We start from the raw sequence: 20,046 nt of genomic DNA on the forward strand, positions 1-20,046 counted from the left end.
CGATGGCAGCGATACCAACGATGGCAACGGACACGAGCGGCCTCGCGCTGCGGCGGGTGAGCAAGCGTTATGAGGGCGATGCAGGTGCGCCCGTGCTGGATCGTATCGACCTCTCGATCCGAAGCGGCGAGTTCGTGAGTATCGTCGGGGCGAGCGGTTGCGGGAAGTCGACGCTCTTGCGGTTGATCGCAGGCCTCGATGCGTCGTATGAAGGCGAGATCGAATTCGGCGGCGAGCGCGTGGTCTCGACGGATCTTTCGCGCGGCATCGTGTTTCAAGATCATCGTCTGTTTCCATGGCTGAACGTCGAACAGAACGTCGCGGTGGCCTTGCGCAACGCGCCTTTGAGCAAGCACGAGAAAGCGCGTGCGGTAGCCGAGCATGTGGCGCTCGTCGGCCTCGAGGGGTGCGAGGGACAGTATCCGCATCAGCTCTCGGGCGGCATGGCGCAGCGTGTCGCCATTGCGCGAGGGCTCGTCAACCGGCCGCGTTTGCTCTTGCTCGATGAACCGTTCGGCGCACTCGATGCGCTCACGCGCGCACGGCTCCAGGACGAACTGCAACGCATCTGGGCGCAGGAGCGCATCACGATGGTCCTCGTCACGCATGACGTCGAGGAGGCGGTGCTGCTCTCGGATCGCATCGTGGTGATGGAAGCGCGTCCGGGACGTATCGGCGAAATCGTCGATGTCGACCTGCCGCGTCCGCGCAAGCGCGGCAGTCTCGATGTCGTCGCGCTCAGGGACGGTATTCTCGAAGGGTTCTTTCACGAAGCGTAGAAGCGCTGCCAGACAGCGCTCGTCGCCGTCGCCATCGCCGTGAAATAAAATCGAACGGATTCGACGGCGAGTCAAGGCTTATATTCGTGAAGCGGCCCGCGCGGGCCGTTTATGTTCAACACTCTGGCTGACCGCTCGCGTCACGCCATACATGTCTGCCCGCCTTGCATGCACGCTTCGACGCCCGTTGCGCGCGCGGTAATATAGACTGATACCTTTGTTCTTCGAGGCGGTCCATGACCAGCAAGCACGCAATCGACGTCCGTCTTACGGAACATCTCGCGGTTTTCGTCAGGGCGCGCTCAGGCCTTGCTCGCGAAGCCGGACTTCTCCCGGAGGCAAGGCGCCTGGACCACAGCGACAATGCGTCGATGCGGGAGAAGTCATGACACCGGCAACCGACTTCCCCATTGTCGGCGTCGGCGCGTCCGCGGGCGGCGTCGAGGCGCTGGAAGGCTTCTTTCGCGGCATGCCGGAAAAGCCAGGCCTCGCTTGCGTGATCATCACGCACCTGAGCCCGGACCGTATCAGCTTGTTGCCGGAGATTGTTTCGCGTTTTACGCCAATGCAGGTACACGCGATTGCCGAAGGCGAGCCGATCGAGATCGATAGCGTCTATCTCTTGCCGCGCGATGCCATCGTCAGCGTCTCGAACCGAACCTTGCACGTGCAGTCACTGGACAAGCCGCGTCGCGAGCGCAAGCCGATCGACCATTTTCTGAGCACGCTCGCGCTCGATATCGGCGAACTGTCGGCAGGCGTCATTCTCTCAGGCGGCGATTCGGACGGCACGCTCGGCATCAAGGCCATCAAGGAGCGGGGCGGACTGACGCTCGCACAGGTTGCGGACGGCTTCGGACCGCATCACCCGGACATGCCCAATAGCGCCATTGCCACTGGCCTGGTCGATTTCGCCGTGCCGGTCGACCAAATGGGCGCGAAGCTCGCGAGCTTTGCCGCGGGCGCCTTCAGGCTCGATTCCGTCGTGGAAGAGCCCGAAGTCGAAGCCGCCGCGAAAGCATTCGACGAGGCGCGAGAAGCCATTTACGGCATCTTGCGCGATAACGTCGGACACGACTTCAGCGGCTACAAGGTCAAGACTTTTTCGCGGCGGGTGCAGCGGCGCATGCAGGTCCGGGCGATGGCAACTCCGGAGAGTTATGTAGCGCGGCTCGCGGCCGATCCGCAGGAAGTGACGGCACTGTTTCGCGATCTCTTGATCAACGTCACGAGCTTTTTCCGCGATGAGCACGCGTTCGAGAGTCTCGCCACACTCGTCCTGCCGAAGCTTTTCGAAGGCCGCACCTCCGAGGATGTCGTGCGTGTCTGGGTGCCGGGCTGCGCCACGGGCGAGGAAGTGTATTCCATCGCCATGCTGATGTCCGAACAGATCGCAGGTGTCGAGAAGGCGCCGCGCATCCAGATCTTCGCCACCGATATCGACGACGGAGCGCTCACGGTGGCGCGTGCGGCGCGCTATCCGCTGGCGTTGCTCGACAATGTATCGCAAGAGCGGCGCGACCGTTTCTTCGTGCCGGACGGCAGCAGCTTCGTGGTGGCCAAGGAAGTGCGCGAACTGTGCATCTTTTCACCGCACAGCGTCATTCGCGATCCGCCTTTCTCACGCATCGATCTCGTGTCGTGCCGCAATCTCCTCATCTACTTCGGCATCGAGGTCCAGAATCAGGTCATTCCGACCTTCCACTATGCGCTGCGCCCGGACGGTTTTCTGTTCCTCGGCCCGTCGGAGAACGTGAGCCAGTTCGACGAGTTGTTCGTTCCGCTCGACAAGAAGCACAGGCTTTTCAAGCGCCGCGCCGATGTCGTGTCGCAAGTGCGCCTGCCGCTCGCGGTATCCGCGCTGACTATCGGCCATCTGTCCGCGTTGACGCCAAGCCGTCCGCCCCTGGGCGGCGCCGCGCTGCGCCTGGCTGTCGACGGTCATATGATCGACCGCTTCACGCCGCCGCACGTGCTCGTGACGCGCGATGGCGATGTCGTCTACTACTCGGGCCGCACCGGCAAATATCTCGAGGCAGCGCCCGGCATGCCGACGCGCCAGCTATTCGCAATGGCGCGCAAGGGGCTGGGCCTCGACTTGCGCTCGGTGTTTCGCGAAGCGGTCGACTCGGGCCGCACGATCGCGCGAGAGGGGGTGGTGGTCGAGGGCGAGGACGGCCGTGTACAGGTGATCAATCTGACCATCGAGCCGCTCGTCCAGCAAGCGCCGGGTGAGCGCATGTATCTCGTCGTGTTCCAGGACCAAGGGCCCGTGCTCACGCGCGAAGAGGCGCTTGCGCGCGCCGAGGCCATGCACGACGGCACCGCGGAGCAAATCGAAAAGGAACTACGGGATACCCGTGAACGCCTGCAATCGATGATAGAGGAATACGAGACCGCGCTCGAAGAACTTAAGTCGTCGAACGAAGAGTTGGTTTCGGTCAACGAGGAACTGCAATCGTCGAACGAAGAGCTGGAGGCGTCCAAGGAAGAGCTCGTCTCGCTCAACGAGGAGCTGCACACCGTCAATCTGGAACTGAATGGCAAGATCGACGCGCTCGACCGCTCGAACAGCGATCTTCACAACCTGTTCGAAAGCACGTCGGTCGCCACCGTGTTTCTCGACCGGCAATTTTCCATTCGCTCGTTTACCCCGGCAATGGCCGATATCTTCCATATCCGTCCGGTCGATCGCGGGCGTCCCATTTCGGAGCTCGTCAGCCGTCTCGACCTTCCGGGGCTGGAAGAAGGCATCCGTGAGGTATTCAGGAGTCAGGAAACACGCGAACAGCAGGTCAGCAGCAAGGATGGGCTGAATCATTTCCTCGTGCGTCTCGCACCTTATCTCAACGGCGATCGCAAGATCGACGGTGTGGTCATTGCTTTCGTCGATATCACGGGAATGGTTCATGCTGAGGGTAGACAGGACGTTTTGATCGCGGAACTGCAACACAGGACGCGAAATCTGTTGTCGGTGATTCAGTCGATCGCGCAACAGACGCTCTCGGGCGACGAAGCGCTCGACACGTTCACGAGTCGCCTCGCCGCGCTTGGCAGGCTGCAGGGCTTGATCGGCGAAGCGAACGGGCATCTGATCAATTTGGGTGACATCGTTCGCCTTGAATTCGAGGCGCTCGGTGTGGGCAGCAGCGACAGGGTCTCGGTGAGTGGACCGGTCGTGCCGCTTGGCTTTCGCAACGTTCAGACGATCGCGCTCGTGCTTCACGAACTCGCGACCAACGCGCTCAAGTACGGCGCGTTGAAGCATAAAGGCGCACGGCTCGTCGTCAGCTGGATTGTCGAGAAAAGAGAGTCCGGGCCGGAATGGCTCGTTCTGGACTGGATCGAAAGCGGTGTGCGCATCACGCCCGAGGACAAGAAAATCGGCTTCGGCCGGCAACTCATCGAGAAAGCGCTTCGTTTCACGCTACACGCTCGCACCGAGCTCGACTTCAACTGGGATGGGGTTTCGTGTCATATCGAGATCCCGCTGCGACCAGCGCATATGCACGGCAGCAGTCCCTAGGGGGTCCGAAAATGGCAGTAGTCGGGACACCGCTCGAAGGTTTGAGCATCTTGGTCGTGGAAGACGATTACCTGGTGGCGCTCGCGCTGTCCGCGTTGCTCGAAATTGCAGGGGCAATCGTCGTCGGGCCGGTGGCGTGGGCGCAGGACGCGCTGGCGCTTCTAGACGACGACGAACATTACATCGACGTTGCTATTCTCGACATCGACCTCAACGGCGAGAAGTCATACGCCGTAGCAGATGAACTGACGCTGCGTGAGATCCGCTTCATCTTTGCAACCGGGTACGGTGTCGATTCGATCGATATCGCCTACCGGCATCATCCGCGTTGTCAAAAACCCTTCGATCATCAAACGCTCTTCAACACGCTCGCACTGAGCGGGCGTTGAAGAATCGCGCTCACCGTTTCGGCTTGCCCGAAGTGAATGCTGTCACCGCATCACGAAAAGCCGCGCTTCCATAGACTTCCTCGATGATGTCTTCGTCCGCGAAGCTCTGGTCGATCACGATGCGCCGCAGGCTCTCCTTCACCGCCTTCTGCGTGATTGGCGACAACGCCATGAGCCGCTCGGCAAGCGCATGCGCGCTAGCATCGAGCGCGTCTTTCGTCACCACCGAATATACGTAGCCGCACGCCAGGACCTCGTTCGCTGCAAGAAAGTCGGCGAGCATCAGCATGCGCTTGACGCGCGGCACGCCGAAAGCCGCATGTAGCCGCGCGATATTGCGCGACGAAAGCGTGTTCGAGAGCGTCTTGGCAATCGGTGCGCCGAACCGGGAGTTTTCGCTGCACACGCGAAAGTCGCAGGCCGTGGCGAGCGCGAGACCACCGCCGACTGCCCAGCCATCGATCATGGCGAGCGTGGGAAGCGCGATGCGCTCGACCGTATCGATCACGCGTTCGACCAGCGCTTCGTAGGCCACGCCATCGCGTCCGCCGCGAAAGTCCTTGAAGTACTCGATATCCGTTCCCGCGATAAACGACTTGCCGCCCGCGCCGCGAAAGAGAATGCAGCGCACGTCTTTATTGCGCTGACATTCGTCGATACGCGCGAGCAGCGCTTCGTACATGGGAATCGACATGGCGTTGTGACGCTCGGGCCGGTCGATGACGATCTCCGCCGCGCCCGATGCATGCAGCGTAAGCCGGACATGTTCGCTCATGGCTTCATTCCACTGGTTCCGTTGATCTCCGCGAAGATCTCTTCGTTATGTTCGCCGAGCAGGGGCGGATGGCGGCGCACGGTCTGCGGCGTCCCGAGCAGCTTGACCGGAAAGCCGATGTTCTTCACCTTGCCTTCGTGCGGATGATCGATTTCCATTGCCATGCGGCGATGCGTGGCATGTTCGCTCTCGAATGCTTCCGGATAAGTCAGGATAGGGCCGGCTGGAATGCCGGCCGCGAGCAGGGTATCGACCCATTCCGCGCTGTCGCGCTTGGCGAACTCCTCTTCGAGCACTTGGATCATGGCCTCGCGGTTTTTCAGGCGCAGCGAGACGTTCGCATAGTCGGCGTGGTCGATCAGATCGGGCCGCTCTAACAACCCGCACAGCTTCGTCCACAGCTTCTGGTTAGTCGCGCCCATCACGAAGTAGCCATCGCGCGCCTTCACGGCCTGATACGGCGCGCTCATCTTGTTGCTGGTGCCAAGCGGTGTCGGCGGCACGCCCGTGCCCCAGTATTCCGACATGTCCCAGATCGAGAAGGCCATGACGGAATCGAAGAGAGAAGCGTCGATATGCTGACCGACGCCCGATTTTTGCGCGCCGATATAAGCCGACAACAGCCCAGACACCGCAAAGAGCGCGCAGCCGATATCCGCCACCGGCACGCCCGCCTTGACCGGCTTGCCGCCGGGATATCCCGTCACGCTCATGACGCCGGACATGGCCTGAGCCATCAGATCGAAGCCGGGCCGCGTGGACCACGGGCCGCTTTGCCCGAAGCCCGAGATGCTCACATAAACGATCTTCGGGTTGATCTCCCGGATCGACTCGTAATCGATACGAAGCCGCTGCACCACGCCTGGCCGATAGTTCTCGACGATCACATCGGCAGTTTTCGCGAGCTTGTAGAAGAGCTCGCGGCCTTCGTCGCTCTTCAGGTCCAGCGTCACCGAACGCTTGTTGCGGTTCATGTTGAGAAAGCCCATGCTGTCGGGCCCTTTCATCTTGAAGCCCATCGCGCCGCGCGTCTGATCGCCTTCGGGCGGTTCCACCTTGATGACATCCGCGCCCATGTCGGCGAGCAGCATGCAGGCGAACGGGCCCGCCATGACCTGGCTTACGTCGAGCACGCGGATTCCGTCCAGGGGGAGAGGTTTTGTCTGGGTCATGTCGATTGGTTCGGTGGAGAAGGGCTTCGACCTGCGGCGCGGGTCATGCCTTCACTTTCGACCACCGCTTGCAATGCCGCAAGGCTTGCGCGGGCAAGGCTGGTTTCGCAATTCGCGAAAGCCTCGAGCGTGCTTCCTCGTTCAGACTAGTTGCCTGCGTCGAGCAGCTCGGCCACGACGCGTTGAAGCGTCTGTTCCTGAGCGTGACCTTCGACGCAAGAAAGCACGTAGCTGCGCTTATGCCAGTCGCCTGCAATCTCCTGCGACGCAATCGCGCGTTCCGGGTGAAAGCTGCGCAGCACAGCCGCGGGCATGAGGCCGACGCCCAAGCCCTGACGCACCATCACGAGCATGGTGTCGAAGCCGCTCACGGCGTAATTGTTCGCGAAAAGTCGTCCCCGGCTCTGATGTGCGCGTTGCAGCGCGGACAGAATGGCGGAGCCTTTGCCGAGACTGATCACGGGCAAGTCCATGATCTCGTCGATACCGAGCGGCGCATCGTCGAACTGAAAATGTTCGGTGCTATACACGAGTTCGAGCCGGTCTTCGCGATACGGCACGCGGTCGAGGTCGAGAAAGCCGCTCTTCTTTTCGTAGATGCCGATATCGATGACCTTGTCGCGCAACAACTGCTGAACGATCTTGCTGTTCTCCTCTTGAACCATGAGCGAGATGCTGGGATGCTTGCGCTGAATCCCGGCGATGGCGCCCGCCAGAAACTGCATGACCACCGCCTTCGGCGCACCGATGATGATGCGCCCGTGGCGCCCTTCCTTGAGCGCGCGCGCATCGCCTTCGAGACGGTCGATCAGATTGTCGATCTGGCGGATGTACAGCAGCAGCTTCGCGCCCGGCTCGGTGAGCTGCACACCGTGCGGAACGCGCGTGAAGAGCTTCGCGCCCAGTTGCGCTTCGAGGTCCGATACGCGCCGCGAGGCGGCGGCCACCGCGAGACTGAGCTTGTCCGCGGCGCGCGAGATGCTGCCTTCGTCCGCGATGGCGAGAACCAGACGGATGGTGGTCGTATCGAATTTCACTAAGGCTCCGTTTTGTCGTGCTCGCGAATGTGAAGTGTCCGCGAAGGCCCACCGGACAGGCAAACCCGGTAACTCTGCCCGCGCGCGGGTAAACGATTAACCCGCCCCCCGGCCTTGCATTCAGCGAATATAAAACAGCGATGCTATATTGCGCCGAACCGATGCGGCCGTGCTTAAAGCGGCGCATTGCACTGGGTAGACAGCCCGCCATCCGGACGCCAAAGTCCACGGAGGAGACATGAATATAAAGAAAGCGATTGACCGCATTCCAGGCGGTCTCATGCTCGTGCCCTTGCTGCTCGGCGCCTGCGTCCATACGTTCGCACCGGGCGCGGGCAAGTACTTCGGCTCGTTCACGAACGGGTTGATCACGGGCACCGTGCCGATTCTCGCGGTGTGGTTCTTCTGCATGGGCGCGACCATCGACCTGCGCGCGACCGGCACCGTGCTGCGCAAGTCGGGCACCTTGCTCGTGACGAAGATGGCGGTTGCGTGGATCGCAACCATCGTCGCCGCGCACTTCATTCCCATCGATGGCGTCAAGGCCGGTCTCTTCGCGGGCCTCTCCGTGCTCGCCATCACCACGTCGATGGACATGACCAACGGCGGACTTTACGCCGCCGTGATGCAGCAGTACGGCAGCCGCGAGGAAGCGGGCGCGTTCGTGCTGATGTCGGTGGAATCCGGGCCGCTCGTCAGCATGCTGATTCTCGGCGCGACGGGCGTCGCGTTCTTCGAGCCACGCCTTTTCGTCGGCGCGGTGCTGCCGTTTCTGATTGGCTTCGCGCTTGGCAATTTGGACAGCGACCTGCGCGAACTGTTCGGCCGCTGCGTGCATCCGCTGATCCCGTTCTTCGGCTTCGCGCTCGGCAATGGCATTGACCTGCACGTGATCGCGACGAGCGGCTTGCCGGGGGTTGCGCTTGGGTTGGGCGTGATCGTCGTGACGGGCATTCCGCTGATTCTCGCGGATCGCTGGATTGCGGGCGGCAATGGCGCGGCGGGACTCGCGGCTTCATCGACGGCGGGCGCGGCGGTGGCGAATCCGGCGATCATCGGCGAGATGATTCCGCGCTTCAAGCCGCTCGTGCCGGCGGCCACCGCGATGGTCGCGACCGCCTGTCTCGTGACGGCCATTCTCGTGCCAATTCTGACCGCGCTCTGGGTGCGCCGGCATCGGGCGCGTCATGGCCTTGAAGAACAACGTGTGGAAGAACCGGTGCGGCCGCTCGGCGAGCGCGACGTGCACGTGTGATTTCGTGCGGCCGACGAGCCGTCAGGATGGCTCGTCGCTCACGAACAGCATCGAGACATAAAGAATGGTCGAAACGGCGATAAGGCCAACGCCCGTGAACACCTTGGTGCGATTGAATTCGAGCCCGCCGTCGATGGCGATACCAATGCCGAGCACCGAGCCGAGCGTCCCGAAGGCCGCGAGCGCGACATGCGCCTTGCTCAAAAAGAGACGCCGGCGTTTTCTGCCGGCTTCGCTGAAGGGTCCTCGTCGCATCGCTTCTCCATCGGCCATGTAGCCGCGCCGTTATTTGCGTTCCGGATGAAGCAGCAATATCACAAAAATAAAACGTGCTTCGCGAAAGAAAATCGGCGAAGCACGTTCGTATCGACGATGCGTCACTCGACGCTTTCCCAGTGGTCCGGCTCGCCCTTGTCCGTGATACGCACCTTCGCCAGCAAGGGCGTATAGCCGCGCAGCCTGATTTCGCTGACCGCGAGCTTTTCCGAACTGAACACCTGCTCGGTGATCTTCGTGCCATCGGGATACTCGAGTGTGTATCCATCGATTGGGCCCCATCGGCCCTTGGGCAAGGGTTCAACGTAGATTTGCATCATGATGACTCCGGCGTTGTAGGAAGCGTCGGGCAAGCGCCGTGACTGCGGCTGCCTCTTATATAAGAGCGTAGCCCTTAAGCGTGGCGCTGCATCGGGGAGAATGACGACTAAATTTGCGCGTTGAATCAAAGGGTTGGAGAAGAAATTCCGCAATGAGAAACGCACCGGGGCTATGTGCAACGCGTGCATGCTGCCACGCAGCAGGATTTCTCACGACACGCGGGCTGGTTTCGTGATGTGGGATCGACGAGCTCACGCGCCCGGCGATTTGCCCGTGCATCGCGAGTCCTGGCACGAGCGTGAGTTCCCTGGCGCGCGGCCGTCCAATGGCCGCGCGCGCCGGTAACGTCAACGTCGGTTATTGCGCGAGCGCCGGGTGCTTCATCAACGTCGCCGCAGCGGACGACGATGAAGCCGGGTTCTGCCCGGTAATCAAAAGGCCATCGGTGACGACATAAGGTGCCCAGTCTTCGAGCTTCGAATAGATGCCGCCCTTCGCCTTGAGTTCGTCTTCAACGAGGAACGGCACGACATCGGTCAGTCCGACCGCGGCTTCCTCGGAGTTGGTGAAGCCCGTGACTCGTTTGCCTTCGACAAGCGGTGCGCCCTCCGGCGTGCGGACATGGCGCAGCACGCCAGGTGCGTGGCAGACCAGCGCGACAGGCTTGCCAGCGGCCAAGAAGGCTTCGATCAGGGCGATCGAGTTTTTGTCTTCGGCCAGGTCCCAGAGCGGACCATGACCGCCCGGATAAAACACGGTATCGAAATCGGCTTGCGAGACGAGATCGAGCTTTACCGTGCTGGCAAGCTGCGCGGTAGCCTGCGAATCGGCTTCGAAACGATGTGTCATCTCCGTCTGATTGGCCGGCTCGTTGCTTTTCGGGTCGAGCGGCGGCTGACCACCTTTAGGCGATGCCAGCACGATTTCCGCGCCCGCATCCTTAAAGGCGTAGTAGGGTGCGGCCAGCTCTTCGAGCCAGAAACCCGTCTTGCGGCCCGTGTTGCCGAGTTGGTCATGCGAGGTCAGAACCATGAGCACTTTCATGTTGCATCTCCGTGGGTGAGTAAGGCGAAACCGTAAAGAAGGTTGATGATGTTAGTAGACCAGTCGTCTAGTAAATGCTTCAAAAAGAGCACCTCTAAGGAAGTGCTGGCACCTTGCTCCCTGCTTCGTCAGGGAGCAAGTCGCAAGATCTGCTGCGTTGTCGTCGTCGCCACTTCAAACGGCTGCGTGTTGCGAACAATCTTCACCATGATGCTGGCGCCGAGCCACAGTTGATACAAGCTCTGCGCGACGCTTTGCGGATCACCTTCGATCGAAAGCGAGCCTTCCGCCACACCGATTTCGATTGCACTTGCAAGACGGCTAACGATCCCTGCCGTGCCGCGCTTCAACGTGGCGCGCATGGCCTCCGACATGTCCGCCACTTCGGCGCCGAGCTTGACCGCGAGACATTTGCCCTGGCAATCGAAGAAGGACTGGGTTTCTTGCCAGATGCTCCAGTAGTTCGTCAGCCGCTGCGCCATGCTCAGTCCGGGCTGCGCTAGCGTCTGGTCGAGGTCGTTCAGATAGTCCTCGAAATAGCTTTCCAGGAGCGCCACGCCGAACGCATCCTTGGAGCCAAAATAATGATAGAACGAGCCCTTCGGCACGCCGGCTTCCGTGAGAATCTCATTCAGGCCGACGGCGGAAAAGCCTTTGGCGCCGATCAACCGTTGACCAACGGCAATGATGTTTTCGCGGACGTCGACGGTTTCTGATGTGTTTGCGGTAGGCATGGGTGGACTTTAGCTTGCAGTAGACCAGTCGTCTAGTACTTTCGGAAATTTCTTGCCCCTCACGGACGCCAAGTCCGGTCTATGTGCGATTCCTCACACTTTGTTTCAATTTGTTGCAAATACATGGGAGGCTTACTGGATAAGGCTTTGCGGGCTGGACGAGGTTGCGAGGGTGTCGGCAGGCCGCCGGGCTTGGTAAAGATTTCAAGCCCCACTCCGTTAAAGAACTCAACAGACAAGGAGCCAAAGCCATGAAGATCGAATCGAACAACACGCCCGCCGCACTCCAATCCGACACCTTTCGCGTAGCAAGCAAACGCGATGTGCAGGCTACGGGCGGCGTGCAGCAAACCAGCGCGACCAACGCAACCAGCTCGAAAGTGACGTTGTCCTCGTTGTCGTCGATGCAAGTCACGGGCGGCGCGGACATCGACGCGGCGAAGGTCGAATCGATCAAGGCGGCTCTGCGTGATGGAACCTACAAGATCGACTCGGGCAAGATTGCGAGCGGGATGTTGAGCACCGCAGGCGATTTGCTCAAGACGACGATGCGTTGATGGGTGGTTAAGCGGGAATGGAGCGCGGACGGCGTAGCGCAAAGCGTCGGGGGACAAAACCAAATGCCCCGTTCAAATGGCATGGCCGATTCTGCAGATTCGTAGTCGAGCGGACCGACGCGTAGCGAGCCCGACACCTATCACTCGCCTGGCGGCCCATACATCTTCGGATATCTGTGCGGCGCCTCGACACGCTCTGAATGTGAATGATCAGTCGATGCCGGAGCTTGGGTGGCCGACCCTTCGGCTCCAACGCTATTCTCCGGCGATGCCGGCGCACCAGGCACCGCGCATCCCACCAAAACGATTAGCAACGTCCCAAGCGCGGCCTTCAACACTTTGGCACCCGGCATTAACGCACATTGGCAATCGCAGGCATCTCTTTGAACGAGGGCTTGGCGAACAAATAGCCTTGCATCAGGCTCACGCCGGCTGCTTCCAGAAAATCTCGCTCGCCTTGCGTCTCGATGCCTTCCGCGATCACGCGAATTCCCAAATCACTGCAAATCTTCAAGACCCCGGCAACGATCCGCTGACGCACGGTGTCGGTGTCGATATCGCGCACCAATGCCATGTCGAGCTTGATCAAGTCCGGCTGAAAGTCGGCGAGCAGTGTGAGCCCTGAATAACCCGCGCCGAAATCGTCGATCGCAGTCTGAAAGCCGAACGATTTATACGCGCGGAAAATCTGCACCAGATGCGAGCGGCTAATGATGTTTTCACCTTCGATGGTTTCAAAGATGATCTTATTCGCCGGGAAGCCGTGTTTCTCGGCGGCCTCGAAGGTACTGCGAATGCATGCCGCAGGCTGATAAACCGCGTTCGGCATGAAGTTGATCGACAGAAAGCTGTCCATGCCCATGCTTGCCGCCTGCTCGATTGCAGTCGTGCGGCAACGCTGATCGAAGTTATAACGGTTCGAGTCGTCGACCTGCGACAACACCGAACCCGCCGATTCGCCATTCGGCCCGCGTACGAGCGCCTCGTAGGCATAGGGACTACCCGACCGCACGTCGACGATAGGCTGAAACGCAAAGGCCATTTCGATCTGCGCCACTTCGGGGCTATTGCAGCCACCGCAGCGAACGGGGCCGTTCGCCGGCTGTCCCGCCTCGTGAATTTTGATCATGTTTCGTTCGTCTGAAAAGTTGGTCTTTGAAGCGACCGCTTGCCATCGCGCGCCGGCCTTCAATATATCGGACGATGGGACGCGCTTCTTTAACTTCCGGCACCTCCCGCGCTCGCCATGATCCACTTCTCGAAGGAAGCCACGGCGTCATCCCCGACGCGGTCTGCGTTGATCACCAGTGTGTAATCGGGCGCGCGCCACGCCGGCGCCGCGATCGGGCATACGAGTCGGCCTTCGGCGATATCGCGTCCGATCAGCGGCAACGACGCGAGCGCCACGCCGAGCCCCTCCGCTGCAGCAGCGAGTTGCAGATATGTGTGCTCGAACTCGACATGCCGGGCCGCGCGCAAGTCCGCCGCGCCCGCCTGCTTGAGCCACGACGACCAACTCGTGCGCGTGCTGGCGGAATGCAGCAGCGCGTGATGACGGAGATCCGCGACGCTTGCTATGGGACGCTGACGCAGCAGCGCGGGGCTGCACACCGGCAGGCGCACATCGGCCATCAACGAGCGCGATACGACGCCCGCGCCTTGTTCGTGACCCGAGCGTATGCCGATATCGAAGGCATCGCCGATATACCGCAACTTGCGCGACGTGGTCGACAACCTGACGTCGATATCGGGAAAGCGCGCCTGAAAATCGGCGAGACGCGGCAGCAGCCAGCACAACGCGAAGCTCGCCAGCGCGTTCACGCGCACGACGCCGGACACGCGGCGCGTGAATTCGTCGTGCCTGAGGCGCGCTGCCCCGCGTGTGAGACGTTCGAACGCGCTGCTCACGTCGTTGAGGAGTGCCGCGCCTTCATCGGTAAGTTGAACGCCGCGCGCGCGCCGCTCGAACAACGGCACGCCGAACCAGTCTTCGAGCAGCCGTATTTGCTTGCCGACCGCCCAATGAGTGACATGCAGGTCGGCCGCCGCCGCGGCGAAGCTTCCATGCCGGGCGACCGCCTCGAAATTGCGCAACGCATTGAGCGGCGGCAGCCTGTCCCGGTCCTGCGCCAGATTTGGTGGTTCGTCCATGGCGTGACTTTATCTCTCCATTGACGCGATCTTACGTCAATTGAAGGCGCCTTCCTCGAGTCATAAAATTGTCTTTTAGGCCTCGTCACGCCGTCGTCCGGGACACTCATGCGCTTTATTCCGTTTTCCTTGCCGTCTCTGCTTAAAACCGACCGGACCGCGCTTCTACCTTCGCGCGTGCTTTGGCTGTCCTGCGTCGCACACGCGCTGCACGACGGTTACACGGACATGATCTACGCGTTGCTGCCGGTGTGGCAGGCGGACTTCGGTCTGGGGTATGGCGCGCTCGCCATGCTGCGCGGCGTCTATGCCGGAACCATGGCGAGTCTCCAGATACCGGCCGGGCGTCTGGCGCAAAGGCTTGGCAGCCGGGCGACGCTTGCGCTCGGCACGTTGCTCGCAGCCGGTGGCTACGCGCTCGCGGGTATGTCGGGAAGCCTGCTCGGTTTGTGCGTGGCGTTGGCGGTATCGGGAAGCGGGTCGAGCACGCAGCATCCCATTGCATCGGGCGCGGTGTCGCGCGTCTACGGCCGCCGCGCGCGCGGCCCCTTGAGCGTCTACAACTTCTCCGGCGATCTCGGCAAATCGGCATTGCCGGCCGCAATCTCTCTTCTCGTTACGCTGATGCCCTGGCGTCACGCGCTCTGGATCATGTCGGTCCTGGGTTGCGTCGTCGCTGTATCCATTGCACTTTTCTTCCCTGTCGTACCGAGAAGCACGCCGGCCGCCGATGCGCAATCAATCGGCAACCGCGGCGGCTCAGGACGAGGATTTTCGATGCTGCTCTCGATAGGCGTGCTCGACACCAGCGTCCGCATGGGCCTGCTGACGTTCCTGCCGTTCTTGCTGAAAGAGAAGGGCATCTCTCAACCGATGCTGGGCACGGCGCTCGCGCTGGTTTTCATCGGCGGCGCGGCCGGCAAGTTCGCCTGCGGATGGCTCGGCGCGCGGCTGGGCGTGATCGGCACCGTGCTCGCAACCGAGGGCGGCACGGCGGCCTGCATCGTCGCGGTGATGCTCTGCCCGTTGAGTGTCGCGATGGTCTTGCTGCCGCTCCTCGGCGTGATGCTCAATGGCACCTCGTCCGTGCTCTACGGCACCGTGCCGGAACTGGCGCCACTCGACGGAGCCGAGCGGGCCTTTGCGCTCTTCTATACCGGCACCATTGCGTCGGGCGCGATCTCGCCGGTCATCTACGGTTTCCTCGGCGACCGGATCGGGGTGCACGGCGCCACGCTTGCCACGGCTCTCACGGCCATCGCCAATTTCCCGCTGGCTATCGCACTGCGCTCGCGCCTCGCGCACGAGGCCTAGATCGCGCATGTTCGTGCCAATCCGTCCGCGAACATGCGGGCGGTCGGGCGACCTTGCGTCTTCCTTCTTCGCGCATCAGTTTTATTTATCGGACGCCGCATCAAGCAGCCGGCCGATCGCTCGCCCAACCCCAGCAAGCAAAGGCATCGAACGTCGTCGGACGTATCGAATCGCGCCCATCTTCATGGTTTACGCGTAGTTTCCCGCGCTGCCGCCAGCCGCTATCTTCCATTCAGTTTTCCGCACCAGACACCGCTGCCGATGGACGCGTAACGCGTCGCCCGGCACCCGAAGGAGCATCACAATGGCTCGCATCATCGGCGGCATTGCTGCCTCGCATACCCCGACCATCGGTTTCGCGTTCGACAAGAACAAGCGCGACGACCCGGTATGGGCTCCCATCTTCGAAAACTTCGCGCCGCTCGCCACATGGCTCGAAGAGAAGCGCCCCGATGTGGTCGTGACGATCTACAACGACCACATCACGTCGTTCTTTTTCGATCACTACTCGGCCTTCGCGCTCGGCGTCGGTCCGGAATGGCGCGTCGCGGACGAAGGCGGCGGCGCGCGCGATCTGCCGCCGATCAAGGGGCATCCCGCGCTCGCGGCGCACATCGGCAACTCGCTCATGACCGACGAGTTCGATATGTCGTTCTTCCAGAACAAGCCGCTCGATCACGGCTGTTTCTCGCCGCTCTCGATGCTTACCCCGCACAAGCCCGACTGGCCGATGCAACTGATTCCGCTGCAAATGGGCGTGCTGCAACTGCCCGTGCCGAGCGCGCGGCGTTTCTACAAGCTCGGTCAGGCGCTGCGCCGCGCCATCGAAAGTTATCCGGAAGACCTCAAGGTCGCGATCATCGCGACGGGCGGCCTGTCGCATCAGGTTCACGGCGAACGCGCGGGCTTCAACAACACGGAATGGGATCACCGCTTCCTCGATCTCTTCGAGCGCGACCCCGAGCAACTCGCCGACATGACGCTGGCCGAATACGCGGAACTCGGCGGCTTCGAAGGCGCTGAAGTGATCATGTGGCTGACCATGCGCGGCGCGCTGTCGAACAACGTCGTGTGCAAGCACCGCAGCTACTACCTTCCGTCGATGGCCGGTATCGCGACCGCCATCTACGAAGGCGAGGACAGCGAGACGAAGCCCGCGATACTCGAACGTCATCGCCAGAAGATGGCCGTGCAACTCACCGATGTCGAGAAGCTGCAAGGCACGTATCCGTTCAGCATCGAAACGGCGGTGCGGGCTTATCGCATCAACGACTATCTGCATCGCATGGTCGAGCCCGCGCATCGCGAGGCGTTCAAGGCCGACGAGGAGGCGAGCTACGAAGCAGCGGGTCTGAGCGAACAGGAGCGCGATCTTCTGCGCCGCCGCGACTGGCGCGGTCTCCTTCACTATGGCGTGATCTTTTTCATGCTCGAAAAGCTGGGCGCGGTGACGGGCATCTCGAACCTGCATATCTATGCGGCGATGCGCGGCGAAACGCTCGAGGAATTCCAGAAGACGCGCAATGCGCCCGGCGCGCTTTATTCAGTGGCGGGCAAGGGCGCGGGCAGTCTCGCCTGGGACAAAGAAGAGAAGAACAAGGCTTGACGGCCAAAACGATGCAACACGGAGACGAACATGAACAGCGGTAAAACCATCGACATCAAGGGCTTCATCGACGCGCGGCCCATCTCGGCGTACCAGTGGTTGCTGGTCGCGCTGTGCTTTCTCGTCGTCGCGGCCGACGGCATGGACGTCGCCATCATGGGTTTCGTGGCGCCCTCGATCATCGGCGACTGGCACATCTCGCGGCCCGCGTTCGGACTCGTGATGAGCGCCGCGCCCATCGGACTCGTGATCGGCGCGTTGACGGCGGGACCGGCTTCGGACCGCATCGGCCGCAAGTGGGTGCTGATCACCTCGGTGTTCCTGTTCGGCGTCTTTACCATCGCGACGGCGTTCACCAATTCGCCCTCGTCGATGGCGCTCCTGCGCTTGCTGACCGGCATCGGTCTTGGCGCGGCCATGCCCAACACCACGACGCTGCTCTCCGAATACGCGCCGCAGCGCAAGCGCTCGCTGCTCATCACCATCATGTTCACGGGCTTCAACCTCGGCTCCGCGCTGATCGGCTTCGTCGCCGGCTGGCTGATTCCCGAGCACGGCTGGCGCTCGGTGCTGATCTTCGGCGGCGCGTTGCCGCTCGTGTTGATTCCGCTGCAAATCTGGCTGCTGCCCGAATCGGCGCGTCTCATGTCGGTGCGCGGCGCGACCTCGCAACGGATCGGCGCGGTGCTCGGACGTGTCTGCGGCGAGCGCTTCAAGGGCGATGAAGTCTTCGTATCGACGGAACCGCCGCTGCCGACCAAGAAGCCTATCGGCGTGCTGTTCTCGCAAGGCTATGGTTTCATGACCGCCGCGTTGTGGGTCACGTACTTCATGGGCCTGCTCGTGATCTATCTGCTGACCGGCTGGCTGCCCACCTTGATGAAGGATGCGGGTCTCACGGTTTCCGCCGCCGCCAACATCACGGCGATGTTCCAGATCGGCGGCACCATCGGCGCGATCATCGTCGGCTTCATCATGGACAAGACGCGGCCCGCGCCTGTCATCAGCGCGGCGTATCTCGGCGGCGCGGTGTGCGTGCTGGGGCTTGCGTGGGTCGGCGCGTTGTCGTCGTCGCTCGCCGTGCTCGTGTTCGCCGCGGGTTTTTGCATGAGCGGCGCGCAGACCGGCCTCAACGCCTTCGCGCCGGGACGCTATCCGACCGTGGCGCGCGCCACCGGCGTGAGCTGGATGCTCGGCATGGGACGCTTCGGCAGCATCTTCGGTTCGGCCATCGGCGGCGCGCTGCTCGGTCTGGGCTGGCAATTCGGCGCGATCCTCGCGATGCTCGCCGTGCCCGCCACGCTTGCCGCCGTCGCCATTCTCGTCGCGCAGAAAACGCGCGCCGGCGAATCCGCGCCGCAAACGAACGCCGCTGCACACTAGTTTCTGGAGCAAGGATGATCATCGACATTCACGGCCACTACACCACCGCGCCCAAGGCGCTGGAAGCGTGGCGCAACCGGCAGATTGCCGGCATCAACAATCCTTCGGAGAGGCCGGCGGTTTCCGAACTGCGTATCAGCGACGACGAATTGCGCGAGTCGATCGAGAGCAATCAGCTTCGCCTGATGCGCGAACGCGGGCTCGACCTCACCATATTCAGTCCGCGTGCGAGTTTCATGGCGCATCATATCGGCGACTTCGACGTGTCGAGCACATGGGCCGCGATCTGCAACGAGCTGTGCTTTCGCGTGAGCGAGTTGTTCCCCGATCACTTCGTCCCCGCCGCGATGCTGCCGCAAAGCCCAGGCGTCGATGTGGCGACGTGCATTCCCGAACTCGTGAAGTGCGTCGAGCAATACGGCAATGTCGCCATCAATCTGAACCCGGACCCGTCCGGCGGTCACTGGACGAGCCCGCCGCTGTCCCACCGTTATTGGTATCCCATCTACGAAAAGATGGTCGAGTACGATATTCCCGCGATGGTCCACGTGAGCACGAGTTGCAACGCGTGCTTTCACACGACCGGCGCGCATTATCTGAACGCGGACACGACCGCCTTCATGCAGTGCCTGACCTCGGACCTGTTCCGCGACTTTCCGAGTCTGCGTTTCGTGATTCCGCACGGCGGCGGCGCGGTGCCTTATCACTGGGGACGTTTTCGCGGGCTGGCGCAGGAACTGAAAAAGCCGCTGCTCGAAGACCATTTGCTGAAGAACATTTTTTTCGATACCTGCGTGTATCACCAGCCGGGCATCGACCTGCTGACGCGCGTGATTCCCGTCGACAACATCCTTTTCGCGAGCGAGATGATAGGCGCGGTGCGCGGCATCGACCCGCAAACGGGACAGTATTTCGACGATACGAAGCGCTATGTCGAAGCCGCGCAGATCGAACCCGAAGCGCGCTACAAGATCTACGAAGGCAACGCGCGCCGTGTGTATCCGCGCCTCGATACGGCGCTCAAGTCAAAGGGACGTTGAACATGGTCGAACTCGGAGTGGTTTATCGCAACATCGATCGCGCGGACGCAGAGGCCGCGACCAAACTCGGCGCGCTCGGCTCGGCGACCGTGCATGAAGCCATGGGGCGCGTCGGTCTGTTGAAGCCGTACATGCGGCCCATCTATGCGGGCGCTCAGGTGAGCGGCACGGCGGTGACGGTCCTTCTGCAACCCGGCGACAATTGGATGCTGCACGTCGCCGCCGAACAGATTCAGCCCGGCGATATCGTTGTGGCCGCCTGCACCACCGACAACACCGACGGCTTCTTCGGCGACTTGCTCGCGACGAGTTTCAAGGCGCGCGGTGCGCGTGCGCTCGTCATCGACGGCGGCGTGCGCGACGTGCGTGTGCTGACCGCAATGAACTTTCCCGTGTGGAGCCGCGCGATCTCGTCGAAGGGAACGGTCAAGGCGACGCTTGGCTCGGTCAACATTCCGGTGGTTTGCGCGGGCGCATGGGTTACTCCCGGCGATGTGATCGTCGCCGATGACGATGGCGTGGTCGTGGTGCCGGCTGCATCGGCGAGACAGGTGCTCGACAAGGCGAGCGCGCGCGAGGCGCTGGAAGAAGAGAAGCGCGACAAGCTCGCGAGCGGCGTGCTGGGTCTCGACATGTACAACATGCGCGAGCCGCTGCAACGCGCGGGCCTGCGCTACATCGACTGAT

Annotated in this window: 19 protein-coding genes; 10 read left to right on the forward strand and 9 right to left on the reverse strand. The window is 61.8% G+C overall.

Going from position 1 to position 20,046, the window contains the following annotated elements; translation table 11 throughout:
* Nucleotides 1-11 precede the first annotated feature (11 nt).
* From P9292_RS06060 to P9292_RS06070, 3 genes are all read left to right on the forward strand, one after another.
* Nucleotides 12-779: an ABC transporter ATP-binding protein gene (locus P9292_RS06060; RefSeq protein WP_250469491.1), complete on the forward strand. Its 768-nt coding sequence runs from the start codon at nucleotides 12-14 to the stop codon at nucleotides 777-779.
* Nucleotides 780-1,164: 385 nt separating this feature from the next.
* Entirely contained in the window at nucleotides 1,165-4,305 is a 3,141-nt protein-coding gene (locus P9292_RS06065; protein WP_309958338.1) for a CheR family methyltransferase, read from the forward strand.
* Nucleotides 4,306-4,316: 11 nt separating this feature from the next.
* Nucleotides 4,317-4,694, forward strand: a complete 378-nt coding sequence (locus P9292_RS06070; protein ID WP_250468600.1) for a response regulator — start codon at nucleotides 4,317-4,319, stop codon at nucleotides 4,692-4,694.
* 10 nt (nucleotides 4,695-4,704) lie between these two features.
* On the opposite strand, the gene P9292_RS06075 is transcribed toward P9292_RS06070, so the two are convergent.
* The 3 genes from P9292_RS06075 to P9292_RS06085 form a co-directional block, all read right to left on the reverse strand.
* A complete protein-coding gene (locus tag P9292_RS06075; protein ID WP_309958339.1) occupies nucleotides 4,705-5,469 on the reverse strand; it encodes an enoyl-CoA hydratase in 765 nt (254 codons plus the stop codon).
* Nucleotides 5,466-6,641 carry a CoA transferase gene (locus P9292_RS06080; RefSeq protein ID WP_309958340.1) on the reverse strand — a complete coding sequence of 392 codons (1,176 nt, stop codon included), beginning with the start codon at nucleotides 6,639-6,641 and terminating at the stop codon, nucleotides 5,466-5,468. Before P9292_RS06080 ends, P9292_RS06075 begins: the two co-directional genes overlap by 4 nt.
* Nucleotides 6,642-6,787: 146 nt before the next feature.
* A complete protein-coding gene (locus P9292_RS06085; RefSeq protein WP_309958341.1) occupies nucleotides 6,788-7,678 on the reverse strand; it encodes a LysR family transcriptional regulator in 891 nt (296 codons plus the stop codon).
* A gap of 238 nt (nucleotides 7,679-7,916) precedes the next feature.
* On the opposite strand from P9292_RS06085, the gene kdgT reads away from it, so the two are divergent.
* On the forward strand, nucleotides 7,917-8,933 hold the full coding sequence (gene kdgT, locus P9292_RS06090; RefSeq protein ID WP_244830008.1) for a 2-keto-3-deoxygluconate transporter: 1,017 nt from the start codon (nucleotides 7,917-7,919) through the stop codon (nucleotides 8,931-8,933).
* A gap of 21 nt (nucleotides 8,934-8,954) precedes the next feature.
* On the opposite strand, the gene P9292_RS06095 is transcribed toward kdgT, so the two are convergent.
* From P9292_RS06095 to P9292_RS06110, 4 genes are all read right to left on the reverse strand, one after another.
* Entirely contained in the window at nucleotides 8,955-9,188 is a 234-nt protein-coding gene (locus P9292_RS06095) for a hypothetical protein (protein ID WP_309958342.1), read from the reverse strand.
* A 122-nt stretch (nucleotides 9,189-9,310) separates the two neighbouring features.
* Complete coding sequence (locus P9292_RS06100) at nucleotides 9,311-9,529, reverse strand: hypothetical protein (protein WP_309958343.1); 219 nt, start codon at nucleotides 9,527-9,529, stop codon at nucleotides 9,311-9,313.
* Nucleotides 9,530-9,887: 358 nt separating this feature from the next.
* The gene (locus P9292_RS06105) at nucleotides 9,888-10,574 is read right to left on the reverse strand and encodes a type 1 glutamine amidotransferase domain-containing protein (RefSeq protein ID WP_250527971.1); all 687 of its coding nucleotides are present in this window, start codon (nucleotides 10,572-10,574) and stop codon (nucleotides 9,888-9,890) included.
* 128 nt (nucleotides 10,575-10,702) lie between these two features.
* A complete protein-coding gene (locus P9292_RS06110; RefSeq protein WP_309958344.1) occupies nucleotides 10,703-11,308 on the reverse strand; it encodes a TetR/AcrR family transcriptional regulator in 606 nt (201 codons plus the stop codon).
* A 251-nt stretch (nucleotides 11,309-11,559) separates the two neighbouring features.
* Between P9292_RS06110 and flgM the strand changes: the two genes are divergently transcribed.
* The gene (gene flgM / locus P9292_RS06115) at nucleotides 11,560-11,865 is read left to right on the forward strand and encodes a flagellar biosynthesis anti-sigma factor FlgM (protein WP_309848168.1); all 306 of its coding nucleotides are present in this window, start codon (nucleotides 11,560-11,562) and stop codon (nucleotides 11,863-11,865) included.
* Nucleotides 11,866-12,217: 352 nt separating this feature from the next.
* Here the strand turns inward: flgM and P9292_RS06120 are convergent, their stop codons facing one another.
* On the reverse strand, nucleotides 12,218-12,994 hold the full coding sequence (locus tag P9292_RS06120) for an EAL domain-containing protein (protein WP_244830014.1): 777 nt from the start codon (nucleotides 12,992-12,994) through the stop codon (nucleotides 12,218-12,220).
* Between the two features lie 89 nt (nucleotides 12,995-13,083).
* Complete coding sequence (gene gcvA, locus P9292_RS06125; protein ID WP_309958345.1) at nucleotides 13,084-14,016, reverse strand: transcriptional regulator GcvA; 933 nt, start codon at nucleotides 14,014-14,016, stop codon at nucleotides 13,084-13,086.
* A 108-nt stretch (nucleotides 14,017-14,124) separates the two neighbouring features.
* Here gcvA and P9292_RS06130 point away from each other — a divergent pair, with 108 nt between their 5' ends.
* The 5 genes from P9292_RS06130 to ligK all read left to right on the forward strand — a co-directional run bounded on the left by P9292_RS06130 (nucleotide 14,125) and on the right by ligK (nucleotide 20,045).
* Nucleotides 14,125-15,330, forward strand: coding sequence for an MFS transporter (locus P9292_RS06130; protein WP_309958346.1), 1,206 nt, complete (start codon nucleotides 14,125-14,127; stop codon nucleotides 15,328-15,330).
* Nucleotides 15,331-15,634: 304 nt separating this feature from the next.
* Complete coding sequence (locus P9292_RS06135) at nucleotides 15,635-16,936, forward strand: gallate dioxygenase (protein ID WP_309958347.1); 1,302 nt, start codon at nucleotides 15,635-15,637, stop codon at nucleotides 16,934-16,936.
* A 30-nt stretch (nucleotides 16,937-16,966) separates the two neighbouring features.
* Nucleotides 16,967-18,319, forward strand: coding sequence for an aromatic acid/H+ symport family MFS transporter (locus P9292_RS06140; protein WP_309958348.1), 1,353 nt, complete (start codon nucleotides 16,967-16,969; stop codon nucleotides 18,317-18,319).
* Nucleotides 18,320-18,333: 14 nt separating this feature from the next.
* Nucleotides 18,334-19,359 carry an amidohydrolase family protein gene (locus P9292_RS06145; protein ID WP_244830019.1) on the forward strand — a complete coding sequence of 342 codons (1,026 nt, stop codon included), beginning with the start codon at nucleotides 18,334-18,336 and terminating at the stop codon, nucleotides 19,357-19,359.
* A gap of 2 nt (nucleotides 19,360-19,361) precedes the next feature.
* Nucleotides 19,362-20,045, forward strand: coding sequence for a 4-carboxy-4-hydroxy-2-oxoadipate aldolase/oxaloacetate decarboxylase (ligK, locus tag P9292_RS06150; protein WP_250468575.1), 684 nt, complete (start codon nucleotides 19,362-19,364; stop codon nucleotides 20,043-20,045).
* Nucleotide 20,046: the final 1 nt, after the last annotated feature.

Origin of the sequence: Caballeronia sp. LZ001, from assembly GCF_031450875.1 — a bacterium.
Lineage (GTDB): Bacteria > Pseudomonadota > Gammaproteobacteria > Burkholderiales > Burkholderiaceae > Caballeronia.